Raw genomic sequence first — 16,664 nt, forward strand, 5'->3', positions numbered from 1 at the left:
TGTCTTTGGTAACGGATCCTGTGATGAATGCACCGATGAAGGCGTTCGGCCCGGTCAAGGCCGTGATTTTCGATATGGACGGTTTGCTGCTGGACACCGAGGGCATCTACACCGAGGTCACGTCCATCATCGCCGGGCGTTACGGGCGCACCTTCGACTGGAGCGTCAAGCAGAACATCATCGGCCGCGGCGCCGAGGATCTGGCGCGGTATGTGGTGCAAGCGCTGGATCTGCCGATCACCGCCGAAGAGTTCCTGGTCATCCGCGAGCCGCTGATGCGCGAGCGTTTCCCGACCGCCCAGGCCATGCCGGGCGCCGAGGAACTGATCCGCCACCTCAAGGCGCACGATGTGCCGATCGCGGTGGGCACCAGTTCCTCGCGCCAGTCGTTCGGCCAGAAAACCACCTTGCACCGCGACTGGTTCGCGCTGTTCGACTTCATCGTCACCGCCGACGATCCGGAGGTCGGTGCGGCCAAACCTGCGCCGGACATTTTCCTCACCGCGGCCCGACGCCTGGGCGTGGCGCCCGAGGACTGCCTGGTGTTCGAGGACTCGCCGTTCGGCGTGACGGCGGCGAAGGCGGCCGGCATGACCGCCATCGCGATTCCCGATGCGGCCATGGCCGATGAGAAATACGCCCATGCCGACGGGATTCTCCGCTCGTTGAAAGCGTTCACCCCGGGCGCCTGCGGTTTGCCGGCGCTGGACTGGGCCTGACCGGCCCGTAAAGTCCGAGCACAAAAAACGCCGCCTCTCCTGGCCAGGAGGGGCGGCGTTTTTCGTTTTGCGCAGCCGGGGCGGATCAGGCGCCGAAACCGCCGTCGATGGTCAGGCTGGCCCCGGTGATGTAACCGGCTTCGGGACCTGCGAGGTAGGCGACGAAACTGGCGATCTCGTCGGCGGTGCCGTAACGGCCGACGGCCATCAGCGGGATCAGGCTGTCGGCGAAGTCGCCGTGGGCCGGGTTCATGTCGGTGTCCACCGGGCCCGGCTGCACGTTGTTGACGGTGATGCCGCGGGGGCCCAGATCCCGTGCCAGGCCTTTGGTCAGGCCCACCAGCGCGGATTTGCTCATGGCGTACACGCCGCCGCCGGCGAAGGGCATGCGGTCGGCGTTGGTGCTGCCGATGTTGATGACGCGGGCGCCTTCGCCCATGTGCCGGGCCGCTTCCTGGGTGGCGATGAACACGCTGCGCACGTTGATGGCCAGGGTCTGGTCGAAGTCTTCCAGTTTGAAGTCTTCCAGCGGGGCGACCGCGAGGACGCCGGCGTTGTTGACCAGGATGTCGAGGCGGCCAAAGGTTTCGACGGTGGCGCTCACGGCGTGGCGGATGGCGCCGGCGTCGGCGCTGTCGGCCTTGATCGCCAGGGCCTTGCCGCCGGTGGCGGTGATGCTGTTCTGCAGCTCTTCGGCCTTGGCGGCGGAGCTGACGTAGGTGAAGGCCACGGCGGCGCCTTCGGCGGCCAGGCGTTTGACGATGGCGGCGCCGATGCCGCGGGATCCGCCTTGAATCAGAGCGACTTTGCCGCTGAGGGTTTGAGTGGTCATGTTCGATCTCCGGAAAATTCAAGGCGGGATGCCTTGTTGTTGGAGCCGAGTATCGGCTTCGCGCCCAGAGCAGGGTAGACCATGGTTGCTATAGTCTGTGTAAACCACAACTTATGGAGCCTTATTAACAGTTAAATTCAGTATTTATAAGACTATTCATATATTTACAGATAGTAACTTTTTTTGTTTTTTATGAGTCCATTACGAGCTGCATGACCTCCGTTTTGCGAACACGCCTGTCGGATGTACGGCTTTCCGTTGAGCGCACCAGCGACTACGTTAGGCAGGAGTTTTCTGACGTTTTTTTGCATTGCTTGCGTCTGTCTTCTATAACTCCAGAACGCTTGGGGGCCCCCAATTTCCTCTATGGAGCAGTGCTATGTCCACCGGCTACTACTTGGCCTGTCTCGAAACCCACCGTTATGTTTGGATTGGCACGCTTGGCGACACAACATCCAAAGCCGGTGTCGACGTAGACCTTGTATCTAGCTTTTGCTTGGCACATCGGGGCAAGTCGCTCATCGTGATCAGCGAGTCTCACCAGGTCGTGGGAGAAGGCAACGAATGGGCGATGTGACCTATGCAATGGGCAGATAAAGCGGGCATCATTTTTGAGCAGTCCTGATAGTTTTTAATAACATTCAATCCACTCATATGGACTTTACCAATGACTGACAAGAAAGTCGTTTTCGTGGCGTTTGCAATTGAGGATGCTCGCATCCGAGATATGATCAAGGGACAGTCGCTGCACACGAATAGCCCCTTCGAGTATGTCGATATGTCGGTTAAAGAGGCCTATGACGAAGAGTGGAAGAAAAAGGTCCGCACACGCATTCTACGATCAGATGGCGTTCTCATTATTGTTAGCAAAAACTCGCCGTCGTCGACAGGTCAGAAGTGGGAAATCCAATGCGCTAAGGAGGAGGGCAAGCCCGTTAAAGGGATTTGGGCGTACAAGGACGACCGCACTGCCATCGCGGGTGTAACCACAATGCTCTGGACGTGGGACAACATCGCCAACTGGATCGATAGCCTCTGATGCGCCGGGCACTGGTGGTAGGCATCGACGCTTACGAAGCGGTATCGCCGCTTTACGGATGCGTAAACGACTCTTTTGCCGTTAAATCCATGCTGGATAGACACGCCGACGGCTCGGTGAACTTCGGAGTACGCCATATCACTGGTACGGGGCCAGCAGATTTGGTTTCACGCGAAGAGCTCAGACGCGCGATCGAGGAGCTTTTCGCAGGTGACGGTGAAGTTGCGCTGCTCTACTTTGCCGGCCATGGTCACATCGAAGCAACCGGGGGCTATCTGTGCTCTTCAGACGTCAAAACGGGCAACGATGGCATTCCTCTAACCGAAATCATGACCATGGCGAACAAGTCCCGGTTTGCCAACCGCGTCATTGTGCTTGATAGCTGCCACAGCGGCGTAGCCGGGGGCAGCGCCCTTCAACAGAAGGTGGCTGAAATCAGCGACGGCGTAACTATTCTCACAGCGTCGACCGATGAGCAGTATGCGTCTGAAGAGAACGGTGCGGGGATTTTTACCACTCTGTTCGTTGATGCCCTCGGAGGGGCTGCTGCCAATCTCGTAGGTGAAGTCACCCCCGGTAGCGTCTACGCGCACGTTGACCAGTCCCTTGGATCATGGGGGCAGCGGCCTGTGTTCAAGACTAATGTTGACCGCTTCGTCTCGCTGCGTAAAGTCCGGCCGCTGCTGGAGCTTGCCGATCTGAGACGGATATCCGAGTTTTTCCCAGCAGCTGGGTTTCAGTTTCAACTCGATCCGACTTATGAGCCTGAGCGTCATGAGTCCTGGGCACAAGATCCTCAAGGAGTTCCTGCTCCTGATCCTGACCGGAATGCAATCTTCTTAGTGCTCCAGAAATACAACCGGGTCGGACTGTTGGTACCTGAAGGAGCTCCACACATGTGGCACGCAGCAATGGAATCAAAGACCATTCGCTTAACTGCGCTAGGGGAGCATTACAGGCGATTAGCCGCGAAAGGCCTGATATGAAAGATGCGGAACGTGAGAGTGTTAAGGTTGCCCTTGAAGGCATCTTTGAGCAACTGGCGGTCATCGAGCATGACCGGTGGTCCCATTGGCAGCGGTATATGCATAGCAAGGGCGTACGTCAGACAGATGGAAGCTTGCTTATCCCACCCGACCTAGTAGAATGGTGGGAGCGTCAAATGACGACTGACTACGCCGATTTAACCGAGAAAGAGAAAGACGGTGATCGTGAGCAAGTACAAAAATACCTACCCCTCATATTGAAGACTTTGACGGATATATGAGGTAAGAGCTTACACACCCGCATTGGTGTCTATCCAGTCTGAGGCAGTCATCAACCCATTGCTGACGGTCATCAAGGGCCGAAAGCGGCCAGAAGCAGCGACTCGCTCCTTGCCATTTATATTCTGAAGGGAACATCAGTAGGCCGTTGCTCCGTAATCACATATCAGCTTTTGAGAAATGAAAGCCAGCTCAGACTCAGAGGTATTCGGGTGTTCAATCATTGAGCATTCTTTTGTACTCTCTTGTTTGGTATCCGAATACCCATCCAGACGAACTTTATATCAGTAAATTCTTCTGTTTCTGGGTTGAAAATCACATCAGCTTTAAAAAGGCATCGTTGGAAAGCCTCCATATGCGCCATTCCATCTTTCAGCTCTTTATTATAAAAGTGGCTATCGAAGTCCATTCTGTGAGCATGGTAGTCTTCTTCTGATACCTGGATCCCCCAAACTACGCTCAGCAGCTCAAAATAATAGCCGAGCTTGATATTTTCATCATTTAATTGCTCGCTTGAGTATATCTCCGGATCTTCAACCCCATCAAAGTCGGTAGCGGAAAAATTCTGGATGGTTTTAAGACAATCCAGCGGAACCCCAACTGCCCCCAAAAATCTTTGGAGGGGAGAGTCAGATGCGCTCTCAAGACATTCAATCGCAGCTTCAGATGCTGCATGCTCTAGATCGTAGCCCCATTTATCAATGAATTCTTCTAATTGATCATCTTTTAGAAATTTATTGGATGTTTTAATTGTCGATGGGTCCGAGGATAATTTCATGAGCTCCATCTCATCTTCAGACAGCGTGAGGACGATATCACCCCAGGGCTTGCGCTCGATACTGCCTTTGATTCTAGAAAGCCCCATAGCCTTTGCAGTTAAAAGACTCACATCTTGATACTTCATTAGCGCTGGAACTGTCCCTCCAATTCGATAATTTAGAGCATCCCAAATAAGCGTAACGTAAGACGGTCCACCATCAAATGAAGATGACACCACACCAATGACGTTCCCATCCGAGTCGACAACCGGGCCTCCGCTCATACCCCCCATTGTGTCCATTTCTACCTCGATACATGGCGCAGGCATTCGCTCGCCACGTCCTTGAGGAAACGCGGCAGTTACCAGCCCAGACGAGACCATCGGACTCACGGAGGCTACACCATCTTCAACAAGGCCATGCCTAAATCCAAATGCCCACAAACGCTCGCCAACGAGTGGCAATCCAACCCTTAAAGTCCCAAGGTTAATCGGGTAGTCAGCCAATGCGTCTGAGTTTAGCGTGCAGCTCACCAAAGTTAGGTCTGATGGGTTTGCTTCGCCTTCCTCGTACTTACTCTCGCGCATTGAATTCCGGCTTTCTTTAGCAAGCCAACCCCTTGCTCCTGTCGGTAAGAACGTCAGGAATATCGGATGCTTTCCCAAAACCCGTAGTTCATCAAGTACATGGGTTGCAGTCAACAGCAACCCCGGCGCAACCATCACACCGCTTCCTAGGAATGAGGGGCCGTAATCATCTAAGTAGGCAACTGCAACCAATGAATCACCGGCTTCATGCAAGGAACGCATGGAGCCAATTCCATCATCAGAACTAAAAATCATAGAAGCCCATGACAACTTCAAGTCTGCCAATAACGGATTGTCTTCAGTCACCATAAATGAATGCTGTTCGCTCATGTCTAATTCCTATCCATCTCAATAAATATTTGAATTAAATAATTGATGGGGCACGAAGGGAAATGATTAACCCACTGCCGAAGTGTACGGAAGGAAATCTATACTGCAATTGACGAGCGTTTAATACCTCGTAGCAGCACATCGCTTTCTGCCCGGTTTTGCTCCAACTTCAACTTCAGCATCCATGATGCTGCTTTCGATCTGGTCCGTCGTGCTAAGAGCATCCTTTTCTGCCCTGCAGATCTGGCGGCATAATAGTGGCACGTTTTCAGGTGACTTTAGCAAGCCTACTGAGGAGCTGTCTGTATTGGCAAGAGATGCTCCCATGCACATGTTCACTCGGCGGCCATTGCAGGTCAACTTTTATCGGATCACCACCAAGCCATGCGAGCTTCGCTTTTCGCGTAAGACGGATCAATCCAGGCAGGCTATCACGATAGGTGGAGGATGAAAGCTCCCGGTATCAGTCACCGTTTGATACAGAGCGCGCTTGCTATCCATATCGCTTATCCCCATTCTTGACAGGATAGGCCCTACTGCCGCACGAATGGTAAGAGCATGATATCGAAGTTAAAATGATATAGAACCATGTGCGTGCAGAGGCAGAAGAGTTCTAGGGTCTCAGTTTTCAGAGCCTAGCTCATCTGAATAGCATTAGTATCTAACCGTCGGCCCCATTGAGCTGATCACTCTGTTCATAAAGTGATGTGCTCCAATAGCGTACTCATGGACGCGATAGTCAACGGCGTTCATCTTCTTACCCTTGTGCTGGGCGAACCCTTTATATTTGCAAAGTTGCTGGTCGACAATGTAAAGATGCTTGATCTTGTTGTTAACTACTCTGATTTCGTCAATTGTCTTGAAAGAAGATAGGCGTCTCAAATTTATTCCAGCCCGTCTTGCACAACCAAGAATTTTATCCCACTCATGCGGGAGTCCCGTCTGCGACTTGTCTTTGAGTAGGATGGCCCGCTTAACGTGTTGTTCAATAGTCGCCCACAGGTGGATGATAAGACCTTCATTGGCAATGGTCTTGGCGTTTTTGATTTCGCAATACATATCGAAAGGCTTAAACCCGAGCCGGGCATGAGGCTGATAGTCCTCATGTCCGGACTCGATCATTTGGCTGAACATGCCACCATAGTGCTGATCGTATTCGGCAAGTTTTGGGGCTAGCACCTCAACGTTATAGTTGTATTGGGCTATTGCATACCTATTACACATAATTACGTCATCAATTCGATTAATAACTGTTTGTCGCAGCCCGCTTAATTGGTGAGTGAGTTCTATCCGAGTGTTACACTCTTCATTTTCGCTGGAGGGATACTCAAGAAAGTCGCCAACTAGTGCTTTGATTTTTAAGTCTGAGCTGTCTTTGTGTAGCTCAATGTATTCGTTTAGAGTGGGTATGAATTCGACTTTTTCTAATTTCACTGTTATGTACTTGCGCAGAGAGGTTGAAGAAGCTGAGATGGAATTCCCACTGACGTGGTGAAAGTTTACTCAGGCGAAGCAGTGGGCACGTTGGCGGCAAGTGCTTACAATTCTTATAAATAGCTATTAGCCCGGGTCTAAAGTTATCTGTCGCGCTCTTGCTGCTAGCCGCAGGTAGACAGCTTGAAGCAGTTTCATCCCACCTCTTGGTCTTGATCCTTATCGAGGGAATGCGTCGATCCTACTATTAATTTCAATTGCTTCGTCAATTCACGTAGCTCTTCTGAAGCCACCTTAACCCTTTCATACTTGGGCATATCAATCCCATGGACGAGTCGATTACGAAAATCTTGAATCCGCTTAGCTGCCTGGCCAAGCGAGGGCCCGGTCTTTGGGTAATATTGATGAAGCATCGAAACCATGCGCATGGGCGCCCATGGGCCTGATTCACCGGGCTGTGTATCTTTCCATAGCTTAGTGAGCATTTGCTCATAATCTACCCACAGCTGAATGAATTCACCGATTGCCTCCCGCTGCTGACGAGTCTCGCCCGTCACTAAAGATACCGAAGGTGTAGGCTCAACTCGTCGAATATGCTCATACATAGCGTACCGGCTTGGATCCTCTATCAGAATTTGGTCTATCACCTGCTCAGACAACGGGCGCTTTTCAAAGTCGTTATGCAGGGGTTGAACGTACTGTGCGAGGTTTTCGGGCTTGTTTAAGTCCAGCGACTTCAACAGGTCAAATAGTATGTCGACCCTACCAATGGCAGCTTCTGTAACTGTTGCCTCGCCCAGAGCGGCTCTAGCAAGCTCTATCAATGACGCCGCTAGGTCATAGTGATTAGAGAACTTACGACCTTGAGTAGACGCTCTTTGCTCTCCAGCTTTTTGCAACCGTTCCAGCGCAATTTCGCCAGACAGCACTAAGCCATTAAGCTCATCTAAAATTGAATACTCTTCAACTGACAACTCACCTTGAAGCGGCTTGTATACTAAGTCATGCTCCACCTCTGACCATGCATGCATGAGTACAGAGGCGACCTGGATTTCTACTTTCGCTTCAGCATAACGCTGATTGGAGTCATGCAGCGACGCCTCTTTTAAAATTACACGGTAGTGCGTAGCCCAGTATCCAGAAAAGCGTTTTTTATATGAAGGTGCTGCAGCTGTTGGAAACTCTTTTGGTGTCTCCGTCAGATCAAATATCCCTTCAATTATCCGTCCTACCTCTTGCCGCTCTCCGGGAAAGTACAAGGCAACCCGAACTCCAGCTAGATCCACGATATCGTCAAAAATTGCAGAAACGCTCTCATAGCGACGCTTCAGCGCGCGTTGCCTGACTTTTGCCTCCAGGCGGGTCGGGTTTTTCGCTCGCGAGGTGACAATGGCTCGGACGCCCGCTGACCGCAAATTAGCCTCTAGGCTCTGTGCGACCATACGACAGGCTTGTTCGTAGAAGTCGTATTCTTTTCGGTAGCGGGCAATAAACTCTGAGACAATATCCAAGATATTCTTCCATTGAATTGGACTGCAGCAAGGTGTCGACATTAAACCTGTCGAGCGCTTGGCTGGATCCCCCGCAAAGTAGCGGATACCAACCACGGTGTCTACGAATGGTCTGCTTACCGGCTATGCCTCACTCGATGATACGAGTCGCCTCGATATTCCTACACACCTTTGGGTACGCTTTTGGCCGTTTTCTGCCGGTCATGGTCACGAAGCGTGCTGGTCAAGTCAGCGCAATTACTAGTTAGCGTCTAGGCCAAGGCTTATCAGGCTCTAGATGTCGTTTTCCTGTGTCGGAATCCGGCCTCGGTCGCGGGGAGTCATGCGGGCGAGGGTGAGGTGGATCCTGAGGAGGTTGTCTCGGTGGTTGCCTTTCTTTACTCATTGGATAGCGCTCCGGGAATATAGAATTGATGATTCGGAAGCTCGGTTAACACTTGCTGTTCGCATATTTTTTTTACCGCGCTCACCTCTATTCTTTCAGGCGACTTGTCTACAAAATTTCGAAGCCTTTCTTTTATGGCCTTAAAGCGGGTTTGATGAGACTTCTCGTACCCGCGTGCCTGACTGATATCCAGGCGTAAATCCCGAAGATCATAAACAATCAGTCTATAAGCGGTGAGGAGTTCTTCATAGCTCTTGATCTTCTTTGCGTAGTTCAAAAAAGGTTTCGCGATTGCTACTACAGCCGCGACGGCGAGAAAAAACTGCCAGTACGGCTGACCAGCAGTTGTTTTCCAAAATGCAAACCCAGCTATCGCGGAAGTAGAGGAGGTACTAGCAACTGTAATCTCAGCCAAAAAATTTCGGCGTTCAAACGTGTAGAGGCGACGTCCGTAATACAGTTGATTCAATCGAGCAGTGCGCAGGAAGTCATAAACGTCCCAAACCGGGTGATCCTGAGTCGACATCGAAAATCTCCGAACTATGCGAAAAGCTCACTGTTGTTATAGTCAGTAGGTTTGCTTATAGCTCATCTCGCGAGTGGAGATCGACCACTTTGGGATCGTTCTGCTTGGCTTTTAAAACCCGATTTTCGTTCATCAGCACTTCGTTGTGAGATGCAAGGCTGGCGACCTTAGCGTTTAGTTCCTCGACCGCGTGACGCAACGCACGGTTTTTCTCTCGCTCCACACGCAGATCATGGTGTTTCACATCACGCTGAGCGCGGCTAGAACGCCCCTGAGCGTCACGGATAGCCTCGGCGATATTCGGATAGTAATTATGGATCAATGCCGTCGAAACGCCCGCCTCGCGGGCTACTGCGGCGATGGTTACCTTCTTCTCACCTTTTTTACTCCGGCCGCGCTGAATGCGGTGGAGTGCGAGCTGTAGATCCTTCTCGCGAGTGTCGAAGGGTTTGCGTTTAAGAGTCATGCTGCGCTCGTCTCCGGGTCGTAGCCAAGCTGCATGAATACCTCACGGCAGCGCTCCAGATCGCGTAGGACGCGTACACGACCACTTTCGCCAATTCCGCTGCACTCCAGCAGTTCCTTGAGATTGCGATAGAGCTGCCGGTAGATGTAAAGATGTTCGCGTCCAATCACGGCGTTGTTGCAGTCGCCGCAGCGAGTCCGTTCGAGTGTGTTGCCGACGCAGCTATCATTGTCGGCGGTACACCAGGCGTGCCCATTGCTCCGGATTGCGGTACTTTCGACAATCGAGATTAACATCGTTTGATGATCCTTGAAGATGGCAAGGTTCGCTGGGTCGCGCTGCCATTTCTTGATCGAACGACCGAAACCGCCAGCTAGCGGATCGTCGCCCAGCCAGCCGTTTACTGTGCCAAGTTTGATGTCTTCGAGCTCAGCCTGGATATCTTCGTACAATTCCAAGTCAAGATGACTGCCCCAGCTATCATCCATTGCATAGCCGATTGTCATGTCCATACTCCAGTGCGCAAAGTGCTCGCGTAGGTAGCGAAGATCACCAAACTGGCTGTGGGCCACATAGTTAGCGAACTTGCGGCGAAACTGGTGGCTGGCAAGGGGCCAGTCGAGTCCTGCATCCTTGGCGAACGCTCTGAGATAATCACCCCACGTACTTGCAGGCAATGTGCGAAGCTGGTTGCCCATCTTCGTGGTCGTTCCGAGAAAAAGCGCGTGACGATGCTTCTGCGCTTTGGCTATTTCCGGGTCGCGCGGGTTGATCCTGCGCCGGTCGACGATCTCGGTGGCGATCATGGCTTGGTAGGGTTCGACCCAGCGCTCCATTAGGCGGAGCACCCGTACGGCAGCCTCAGGGATCATCCAGTCGTGCTGCCCAGCATTGCTCTTCTCTGACTTGGAACGCATCCAGTGGAAGACGGTGCCTTCATCGTCTTCAGTGCGGTGATGCGCGCCCAACTGTACATTGGCCAATTCATGGTTACGGCAACCGGAGGTGCTGGCCAGCACGATGTAGCAAGCGGTACGAAGATCAACAAGAGCATGGTTGAGTGCTGCCAAGCCACCTTCCCAACCAAGAGCGCCGAGGTGCCGGTTTTTGGCTTCAATTACAGCCCAAGACTTCTGTAATTTCCGCTCTGCTGCAATGGCAGCGACAGAATCGCGTAGATCAAGTAGGTATTTGCCGCGTTGGACTTGTTCGAAAGCTTTACCGAACAGAGTGCAGAACACCGCATCCGGTATCAGAGGAGTTTTGCCGCTTTGCTTATAGGATGAACCGCTGCCGGTCAACCCTGCCATAGCTTGAGCCGACGTATCAGACCAGGGATGCTGCGGGATCGGGTCGTGGGTGTGCTGACTCAACTCATATAGCACTTCGACGGCGAGCAGACGGTTTAAAAGGCCGAGTTGCGACAGCGGCTTGCCTTTGTTTCGGTGAATCTGCCGGTGTTCGCGGCACTCAATAACATAATTTGTGCAGACAATAGGGGTGACCGCGCCCATGCGGGCCAGGTTAAGCGTGTCCAAGTGCCGTAGAAAGGACATTACGTAGTTGAAGAACTTGAGTAATGTCCCCCCTTTCGGCCGTTGTTGGCCCGCCCGGCCACGCCGCAGATAACGGTAGACGGCCGCCTTCATCGCTGCCCTGAACGCAGCGGGTACACGCCGAAAGTCCAAACGCCGTTGACTGTCGCGCATGTTGCTCGGTATGCCATCGAGCTGCCAGCAGTCATCACCATAGCGACTGAGGATAACCCAGTGCCCATCAACCTTGATGGCACTTACAATTAGGGCGTCACGCAGGTTATCGGGTAGTTCGCACACATCTCCTGGCTGCGATTCGATGCCAGCCCAAAGGTGGGTGGCAACAGTGCTATTGCTCATGTGAAAACCTCCAAGCCCGGAAGCACGTCAGATGACCAGAATAAGTGTGGCTCGATGCGCGCACGCTCGCGTGCGGCCTCGACTGCGGCGAGTTTGAATGCACCGCGTCGTAGTCCCTCGCCAACGATGTAGTCATCAATCAATCGAGGGATATGTGCGTACTCTCGCGCCCATCGCCGCTTGTCCATGCGATTGCGCTCGACGAACACGCGGAAGTAGAAGCTGAACAGCTTGTATAGGTCGTCACCCGTCACCGCGTAATGTCGGCAGCGCAAGCAGTTGATGAAGTTGATGCAGGTAGCGCCTTCCATCTTTGGGGCGTACTGGCCGTTTTCCGGGTCGCTACAACGCCCCATTGGCGTTGTCTTGTAGGTTTCGCCAGTAGTACGGGTCAGGAACTCCTGGACCATTACCTCACCCATGAACCGCCAGTTGCGCTTTGCACCTTCACTCGCCACCAGATAGTTGCGTCCGGTCACTTGGGGGGTATTGCCGAGGGCAATGGCAGTAGTCGCCAGATCACCGTCCAGAAGCTCGTATATGCGGTTTGCAAAGGTTTTGCGCAAGCGTGAGACGTTGATACGAAGAGGCTGCCCATCGCTGTCCTTGAGGTCGTAGCTGGCTACTAGCTTCTGAATCGAATTCTGTAACATCATTTCAGATAGTACAGCGACCTGGCCCTTCGTTTTATAGGCCCGTGATTGATACAACCAGACGCGGGATTGAAGGTCGTCAGTAGCATCTGCGAGTAGTGGCTCGGTACGGGTGATCACTTGCCTGATCAGGCGCTCGACGTTGGTCTTGATAGCCGGTGTGGACTCCAACAGTCGCTCATGTGTGCTGTCGCCACGTATGGCAACTTTGCTTGTGTTGTGCCCGCGCCGTTTCCACAGGATTAAAAAAGTAGTGTTGTCTTTGGGGTGGGCCCGTAAGCAGTCTCGCTTCATTTCCAGTAGCGGAACGGTGTTACGTCCAGTGTGCAACGCCACTATCAGCAGGGCATAAGCCAACAGTTCGGCGGTCAGCGGTACGTCGGTGCGCCAGATCGGTACGACCGCCTGCTTGACCGCTGCCGAGAAAGCTTGGCGCTGCGCCTTTGGCAGTGGAGTCTCGCCCTTGTAGTGGCGATTGGTGTTCGGGAACGGGTTACGTGGGAAGGTGGCTGCGTCACCTGCAGCGATAATGACAATCAGCCCTCGCTGGCTGAACGCTTGGAGCACGGACTTCGTGCAAGAGTAGCGGCTCTTCTGGGCGGTAGTAGCCACACTCTGTCCAGCGAGGTGGCCGAGATAGCCGTCGATGAGCTCGCGGTCAATGTCGGTCAGGTTCAAGTCGCATCCGAGCGCCGTCGCACGCAGCACCAGATAGTCGAGAAAGTAACGCAAGCCATTGCGGCAGTAGGCTGCCACCGTACTGCTCTCAACCACTGCATCCTGCCCGGTCAGGAAGCGCTCAATTTGCCGCTGACAGGCATATGTTATCGGATCTATGCGCGCTCCGTACCAAGGTGCAAAGTCGAACGTTCGCCAGCGAGTGGCATTTTGCCCGAAAGAGACAATAGTACTAGGCGGTGGAATGGCTTCGGGGAGCACAACGATACGCCCCTGCTGCTGAAAGCTGTGCTCGATCTGCGGAACGCCGAGATCGCTCTTGACATACACTTTGCGCTTGCCCATCAAGCTGCCCCCAAGTTGTCATTCAGTTCCTCGTCATAGGCCAGCACCGCGCCATCGGCCAATTCATTAATCAGATGCAGGTACACCATTGTTGTTTGGATCGAGCTATGGCCGAGTTGTCGCTGCACGAACACCAACGGTTCTATATCGCCGCGATTTCGCTGAAGGGCAACTAGGGTGTGGGTGGCATAAGTGTGGCGCAGCATGTGAGGATGAGCCTTGATGCCGACCTTCTTTCCGACATTGCGGATGATGCGCTCGATACCCTTCCCATCATTAGCGAATGGCTCGCCAAACTGGTTAAGAAATAGCTGCTTGTGCTTTGCTGGGCTCAGAGTTTCCCGTTCACCGCGAACCTGAACTACGTAGCGGTTTAGGTCTGAGAGAAAGCGGCGGCTGATGTAAATGTCGCGTACCTTGCTACGCTTCGTCAGCATGCCATGACCATCGTGCGGATCGAGGTGAATCCGAATGTTGCGCTCGCGCCTACCGGTTTTGTCGGGGTCAAAGACGTAGGCAAGGGGGAACGTGGCGATTTCCTCACGGCGCAAGCCGGTCTGAAGGCCGAATCTAATCATCATACGGTGATGGGGATTCTCTACAGACGCCAAAAGCGCCCTGATCTCATCCATGCTCAAAAACTTCGGCAATGTCCGATGCGCGCGCGGCATCAAGTCGTTTGCCATGGCTTTGCCGCCACTGGCGTTGACATGGGCTAAGAATCCGGTTTCACGCTTGACATTCCGTTCTTCGTAGCTGAACGGCAGCCTCGACACCCATCCTTGGCTCTGTGCGTATTCGTAGAACTTGCAGACGTAGAGCAACCGTTGCCTTGTCGTTGAGGGAGCCAACTTGCACTCCACCAGACAATAGTCCCGGTAGGCAGCCACAATACTCTTGGCCTCGCCACGGTCAACGTCGCGCCAATCAAGTTCATGAACCTGAAGAAAGCTGAAAAAATCGTACAGGGCGCGGCCAGTGCTTGGCCAAGACTTCGCTGAACCAATGGCTCCGCGGAGAAGGTAGTGCCGAAAGAAATTATTGGCTGGAACACAACTTTCCATTGTGTCCCAAAGCAGGATTGGAAAATTGGGATAAGGACGCCCAGCGATTACCAAATCCTCGGTAGCCCACACGAGTTCCATCAGCCAGACACCCCCTCAGTTCTGACAAGCTGGCAAATCCCTTCATCTCATCATCAGAGTCAAAGGCTAAGGTAAAAGCTTAAGAAGGCCGTTAACTATTCACAGTTGAAGCTATCTAACCCCTTGTTTGTAAAACTAGCCAATTCCTAACCTTTATCAAGCCCCAGTACAAAAGTTTATAGTGAGGCCCATGGAAACCTTCAGCAGTATCGAATGCTTTGTCCGCAGCGCCGAGGTCGGCAGCTTCGCCGAGGCCGCCCGACGCCTGAGCCTGACACCGGCGGCGGTGGGCAAGAGTGTGGCCAAGCTTGAGGCGCGCCTGGGGGTGCGGCTGTTCCAGCGCAGCACCCGCAGCCTGACGCTGACCGAGGCGGGGCAGCTGTTCCTGGGTGAAGTCGGCGCCAGCCTCACCACCATCCAGAACGCCGTCGCCAACCTGGCCAGCGCCGGCGGGCAGCCGGCCGGCACGCTGAAGGTCAGCATGGGCACGGTGTTCGGCCGCCTGTACATCGTGCCGTTGCTGGGGGAGTTCCTGCGGCGGTTTCCGGCGATCAGTCCGGACTGGCATTTCGATAACCGTCAGGTCGATCTGATCGGGCAGGGGTTCGATGCGGCGATCGGCGGCGGCTTCGAGTTGCCCCAAGGCGTGGTCGCCCGCCGGTTGACCCCGGCGCATCGGGTGTTGGTGGCCTCAGGGACTTATCTGGACGCGCGCGCCTTGATCCAGGGGCCGGAGGATCTGGCGGAGCACGACGGGATCCTGATCCGCTCGCCGCAGACCGGCCGGGTGCGTTCCTGGCAACTGACCCACCGCAACCGCCAGCACAGTCCGTTGACCCTCAAGGCACGCATGACCATGAGCGATTCCGAGGCGGCCTGCGCCACGGCGATGCAAGGGTTGGGGATTGCGCTGGTGAGCATGCCGTTCGCCGTGCCGTACCTTACGGCGGGAACGTTGCGGCGGGTGCTGCCGGACTGGTACGTCGACGACGGCAACATTTCCATCTATTACGCCGAGCACAGGCTGCTGCCGGGCAAGACCCGGGCGTTTGTCGATTTCATCATCGAGCAGTTCGCCGGGCAGGGGCTTGCGCAGCGGTTCAGTGCGGTTTGAGCCTGGTTCGGAACCCAGGTGCGGCCGATCGCCAGCAGGCTGGCTCCCACACGTATCTCTGGTGCCCGCAGAATCCATGTGCACCACAAAAACCTGTGGGAGCTGGCTTGCCAGCGATGAGGCCGGCACATCCAGCATCACCAGTGCCTGACCCACCGCTATCGCCAGCAGGGTGGGAGGCGATCCGAATGTGGGAGCCGGCCTGCCGGCGATGAACGATGACGCGGCCTACCGGCCGAACCGCCCGCCCCAGCCGATGATAGTCTTCGGCCGTGGCGTCGCGTAGGTGCGCACCTTGGACGTCGACAGCCCCAGCCGCACCAGCGATTCGGCGACCGTCACCGCCGCCGTCACGCCGTCCACCACCGGCACGCCGGTGCGCTGGCGGATCTGCTCGTCGAGCCCGGCCATGCCGCCGCAGCCCAGGCAGATGACTTCGGCCTTGTCCTGGGTCACCGCCAGCTCGGCCTGGCGGATAATGGCCTCCACTGCGCGCTGCGGCTCGTGCTCCAGCTCCAGCACCGCCAGGCCGCTGGCCCGCACCGAAGCGCAGCGCTCCCACAGGCCCGACAGCTTCAGCCGGTCCTCGATCAGCGGCACGGTGCGGTCCAGGGTGGTGACCACCGAATAGGCGTGGCCCAGGTACATCGCGGTGCTGGCGGCGGCGTCGGTGATGTCCACCACCGGCACGTTGAGCAGCTCCTGCAGGCCCTCGCGGCCGTGTTCGCCGTAGCCGGCCTGGATCACGGCGTCGAACGGCTGGTCGTAGGCCATCACCCGGTCCATCACGGCGATGGCGGCCAGGTAGCTTTCGAAGTTGCCTTCGACCGAGTCGGCCCCGAAGTACGGCGTCAGGCCGACGATTTCGGTGCCGGGGGAGGCGACCGTCTGGGCGGAGCGGGCGATGGCCTGGGTGATGGATTCGGTGGTGTTGACGTTGACCACGAGAATGCGCATGGAAAGTCCTTATTGCGGTGGGTGC

General features: G+C 54.7%; 16 protein-coding genes. 6 read left to right on the top strand and 10 right to left on the bottom strand.

Annotated elements, in window-relative coordinates; translation table 11 throughout:
• Positions 1-23: 23 nt before the first annotated feature.
• Complete coding sequence (locus tag ACIP0B_RS11365) at positions 24-719, top strand: HAD-IA family hydrolase (RefSeq protein WP_400831938.1); 696 nt, start codon at positions 24-26, stop codon at positions 717-719.
• Positions 720-804: 85 nt separating this feature from the next.
• Here the strand turns inward: ACIP0B_RS11365 and ACIP0B_RS11370 are convergent, their stop codons facing one another.
• On the bottom strand, positions 805-1,551 hold the full coding sequence (locus ACIP0B_RS11370) for a 3-oxoacyl-ACP reductase family protein (RefSeq protein WP_400831940.1): 747 nt from the start codon (positions 1,549-1,551) through the stop codon (positions 805-807).
• Positions 1,552-1,930: 379 nt separating this feature from the next.
• Between ACIP0B_RS11370 and ACIP0B_RS11375 the strand changes: the two genes are divergently transcribed.
• The 4 genes from ACIP0B_RS11375 (at position 1,931) to ACIP0B_RS11390 (ending at position 3,857) form a co-directional block, all read left to right on the top strand.
• Positions 1,931-2,128 carry a hypothetical protein gene (locus tag ACIP0B_RS11375; RefSeq protein ID WP_400831941.1) on the top strand — a complete coding sequence of 66 codons (198 nt, stop codon included), beginning with the start codon at positions 1,931-1,933 and terminating at the stop codon, positions 2,126-2,128.
• A gap of 90 nt (positions 2,129-2,218) precedes the next feature.
• Positions 2,219-2,590: a TIR domain-containing protein gene (locus ACIP0B_RS11380; RefSeq protein WP_400831943.1), complete on the top strand. Its 372-nt coding sequence runs from the start codon at positions 2,219-2,221 to the stop codon at positions 2,588-2,590.
• A complete protein-coding gene (locus tag ACIP0B_RS11385) occupies positions 2,590-3,576 on the top strand; it encodes a caspase domain-containing protein (RefSeq protein ID WP_400831945.1) in 987 nt (328 codons plus the stop codon). The genes ACIP0B_RS11380 and ACIP0B_RS11385 overlap by 1 nt, the downstream gene beginning before the upstream one ends.
• On the top strand, positions 3,573-3,857 hold the full coding sequence (locus ACIP0B_RS11390) for a hypothetical protein (RefSeq protein WP_400831946.1): 285 nt from the start codon (positions 3,573-3,575) through the stop codon (positions 3,855-3,857). The genes ACIP0B_RS11385 and ACIP0B_RS11390 overlap by 4 nt, the downstream gene beginning before the upstream one ends.
• Before the next feature lie 218 nt (positions 3,858-4,075).
• On the opposite strand, the gene ACIP0B_RS11395 is transcribed toward ACIP0B_RS11390, so the two are convergent.
• The 8 genes from ACIP0B_RS11395 to ACIP0B_RS11430 all read right to left on the bottom strand — a co-directional run bounded on the left by ACIP0B_RS11395 (position 4,076) and on the right by ACIP0B_RS11430 (position 14,568).
• Complete coding sequence (locus ACIP0B_RS11395) at positions 4,076-5,530, bottom strand: trypsin-like serine peptidase (protein ID WP_400831948.1); 1,455 nt, start codon at positions 5,528-5,530, stop codon at positions 4,076-4,078.
• Between the two features lie 654 nt (positions 5,531-6,184).
• Complete coding sequence (locus ACIP0B_RS11400) at positions 6,185-6,964, bottom strand: hypothetical protein (protein ID WP_400831949.1); 780 nt, start codon at positions 6,962-6,964, stop codon at positions 6,185-6,187.
• Between the two features lie 194 nt (positions 6,965-7,158).
• Positions 7,159-8,475 carry a GTP pyrophosphokinase family protein gene (locus ACIP0B_RS11405; RefSeq protein WP_400831951.1) on the bottom strand — a complete coding sequence of 439 codons (1,317 nt, stop codon included), beginning with the start codon at positions 8,473-8,475 and terminating at the stop codon, positions 7,159-7,161.
• A 377-nt stretch (positions 8,476-8,852) separates the two neighbouring features.
• Positions 8,853-9,386, bottom strand: a complete 534-nt coding sequence (locus ACIP0B_RS11410) for a hypothetical protein (protein WP_400831952.1) — start codon at positions 9,384-9,386, stop codon at positions 8,853-8,855.
• A 55-nt stretch (positions 9,387-9,441) separates the two neighbouring features.
• Positions 9,442-9,852: a TetR family transcriptional regulator gene (locus tag ACIP0B_RS11415; RefSeq protein WP_400831954.1), complete on the bottom strand. Its 411-nt coding sequence runs from the start codon at positions 9,850-9,852 to the stop codon at positions 9,442-9,444.
• Positions 9,849-11,747, bottom strand: coding sequence for a tyrosine-type recombinase/integrase (locus ACIP0B_RS11420; protein ID WP_400831955.1), 1,899 nt, complete (start codon positions 11,745-11,747; stop codon positions 9,849-9,851). The genes ACIP0B_RS11415 and ACIP0B_RS11420 overlap by 4 nt, the downstream gene beginning before the upstream one ends.
• The gene (locus ACIP0B_RS11425) at positions 11,744-13,423 is read right to left on the bottom strand and encodes a hypothetical protein (protein ID WP_400831957.1); all 1,680 of its coding nucleotides are present in this window, start codon (positions 13,421-13,423) and stop codon (positions 11,744-11,746) included. Before ACIP0B_RS11425 ends, ACIP0B_RS11420 begins: the two co-directional genes overlap by 4 nt.
• Positions 13,423-14,568 (bottom strand): tyrosine-type recombinase/integrase, encoded by a 1,146-nt coding sequence (locus tag ACIP0B_RS11430; RefSeq protein ID WP_400831958.1) that lies wholly within the window; start codon positions 14,566-14,568, stop codon positions 13,423-13,425. Before ACIP0B_RS11430 ends, ACIP0B_RS11425 begins: the two co-directional genes overlap by 1 nt.
• Positions 14,569-14,758: 190 nt before the next feature.
• On the opposite strand from ACIP0B_RS11430, the gene ACIP0B_RS11435 reads away from it, so the two are divergent.
• On the top strand, positions 14,759-15,682 hold the full coding sequence (locus ACIP0B_RS11435; RefSeq protein WP_400831960.1) for a LysR family transcriptional regulator: 924 nt from the start codon (positions 14,759-14,761) through the stop codon (positions 15,680-15,682).
• 228 nt (positions 15,683-15,910) lie between these two features.
• On the opposite strand, the gene ACIP0B_RS11440 is transcribed toward ACIP0B_RS11435, so the two are convergent.
• Positions 15,911-16,639, bottom strand: a complete 729-nt coding sequence (locus ACIP0B_RS11440) for an aspartate/glutamate racemase family protein (RefSeq protein ID WP_400831961.1) — start codon at positions 16,637-16,639, stop codon at positions 15,911-15,913.
• Positions 16,640-16,664 lie beyond the last annotated feature (25 nt).

This window comes from Pseudomonas sp. NPDC089534 (genome assembly GCF_044749305.1).
In the GTDB taxonomy this organism is placed as follows: Bacteria; Pseudomonadota; Gammaproteobacteria; order Pseudomonadales; family Pseudomonadaceae; genus Aquipseudomonas; species Aquipseudomonas ekonensis.

Bases quoted from the DNA above. Each gene is read 5' to 3' on its own strand.
- ACIP0B_RS11365 (WP_400831938.1), top strand. From the start codon at position 24: ATGAATGCACCGATGAAGGCGTTCGGCCCGGTCAAGGCCGTGATTTTC.
- ACIP0B_RS11370 (WP_400831940.1), bottom strand. From the start codon at position 1,551: ATGACCACTCAAACCCTCAGCGGCAAAGTCGCTCTGATTCAAGGCGGA.
- ACIP0B_RS11375 (WP_400831941.1), top strand. From the start codon at position 1,931: ATGTCCACCGGCTACTACTTGGCCTGTCTCGAAACCCACCGTTATGTT.
- ACIP0B_RS11380 (WP_400831943.1), top strand. From the start codon at position 2,219: ATGACTGACAAGAAAGTCGTTTTCGTGGCGTTTGCAATTGAGGATGCT.
- ACIP0B_RS11385 (WP_400831945.1), top strand. From the start codon at position 2,590: ATGCGCCGGGCACTGGTGGTAGGCATCGACGCTTACGAAGCGGTATCG.
- ACIP0B_RS11390 (WP_400831946.1), top strand. From the start codon at position 3,573: ATGAAAGATGCGGAACGTGAGAGTGTTAAGGTTGCCCTTGAAGGCATC.
- ACIP0B_RS11395 (WP_400831948.1), bottom strand. From the start codon at position 5,530: ATGAGCGAACAGCATTCATTTATGGTGACTGAAGACAATCCGTTATTG.
- ACIP0B_RS11410 (WP_400831952.1), bottom strand. From the start codon at position 9,386: ATGTCGACTCAGGATCACCCGGTTTGGGACGTTTATGACTTCCTGCGC.
- ACIP0B_RS11415 (WP_400831954.1), bottom strand. From the start codon at position 9,852: ATGACTCTTAAACGCAAACCCTTCGACACTCGCGAGAAGGATCTACAG.
- ACIP0B_RS11420 (WP_400831955.1), bottom strand. From the start codon at position 11,747: ATGAGCAATAGCACTGTTGCCACCCACCTTTGGGCTGGCATCGAATCG.
- ACIP0B_RS11425 (WP_400831957.1), bottom strand. From the start codon at position 13,423: ATGGGCAAGCGCAAAGTGTATGTCAAGAGCGATCTCGGCGTTCCGCAG.
- ACIP0B_RS11430 (WP_400831958.1), bottom strand. From the start codon at position 14,568: ATGGAACTCGTGTGGGCTACCGAGGATTTGGTAATCGCTGGGCGTCCT.
- ACIP0B_RS11435 (WP_400831960.1), top strand. From the start codon at position 14,759: ATGGAAACCTTCAGCAGTATCGAATGCTTTGTCCGCAGCGCCGAGGTC.
- ACIP0B_RS11440 (WP_400831961.1), bottom strand. From the start codon at position 16,639: ATGCGCATTCTCGTGGTCAACGTCAACACCACCGAATCCATCACCCAG.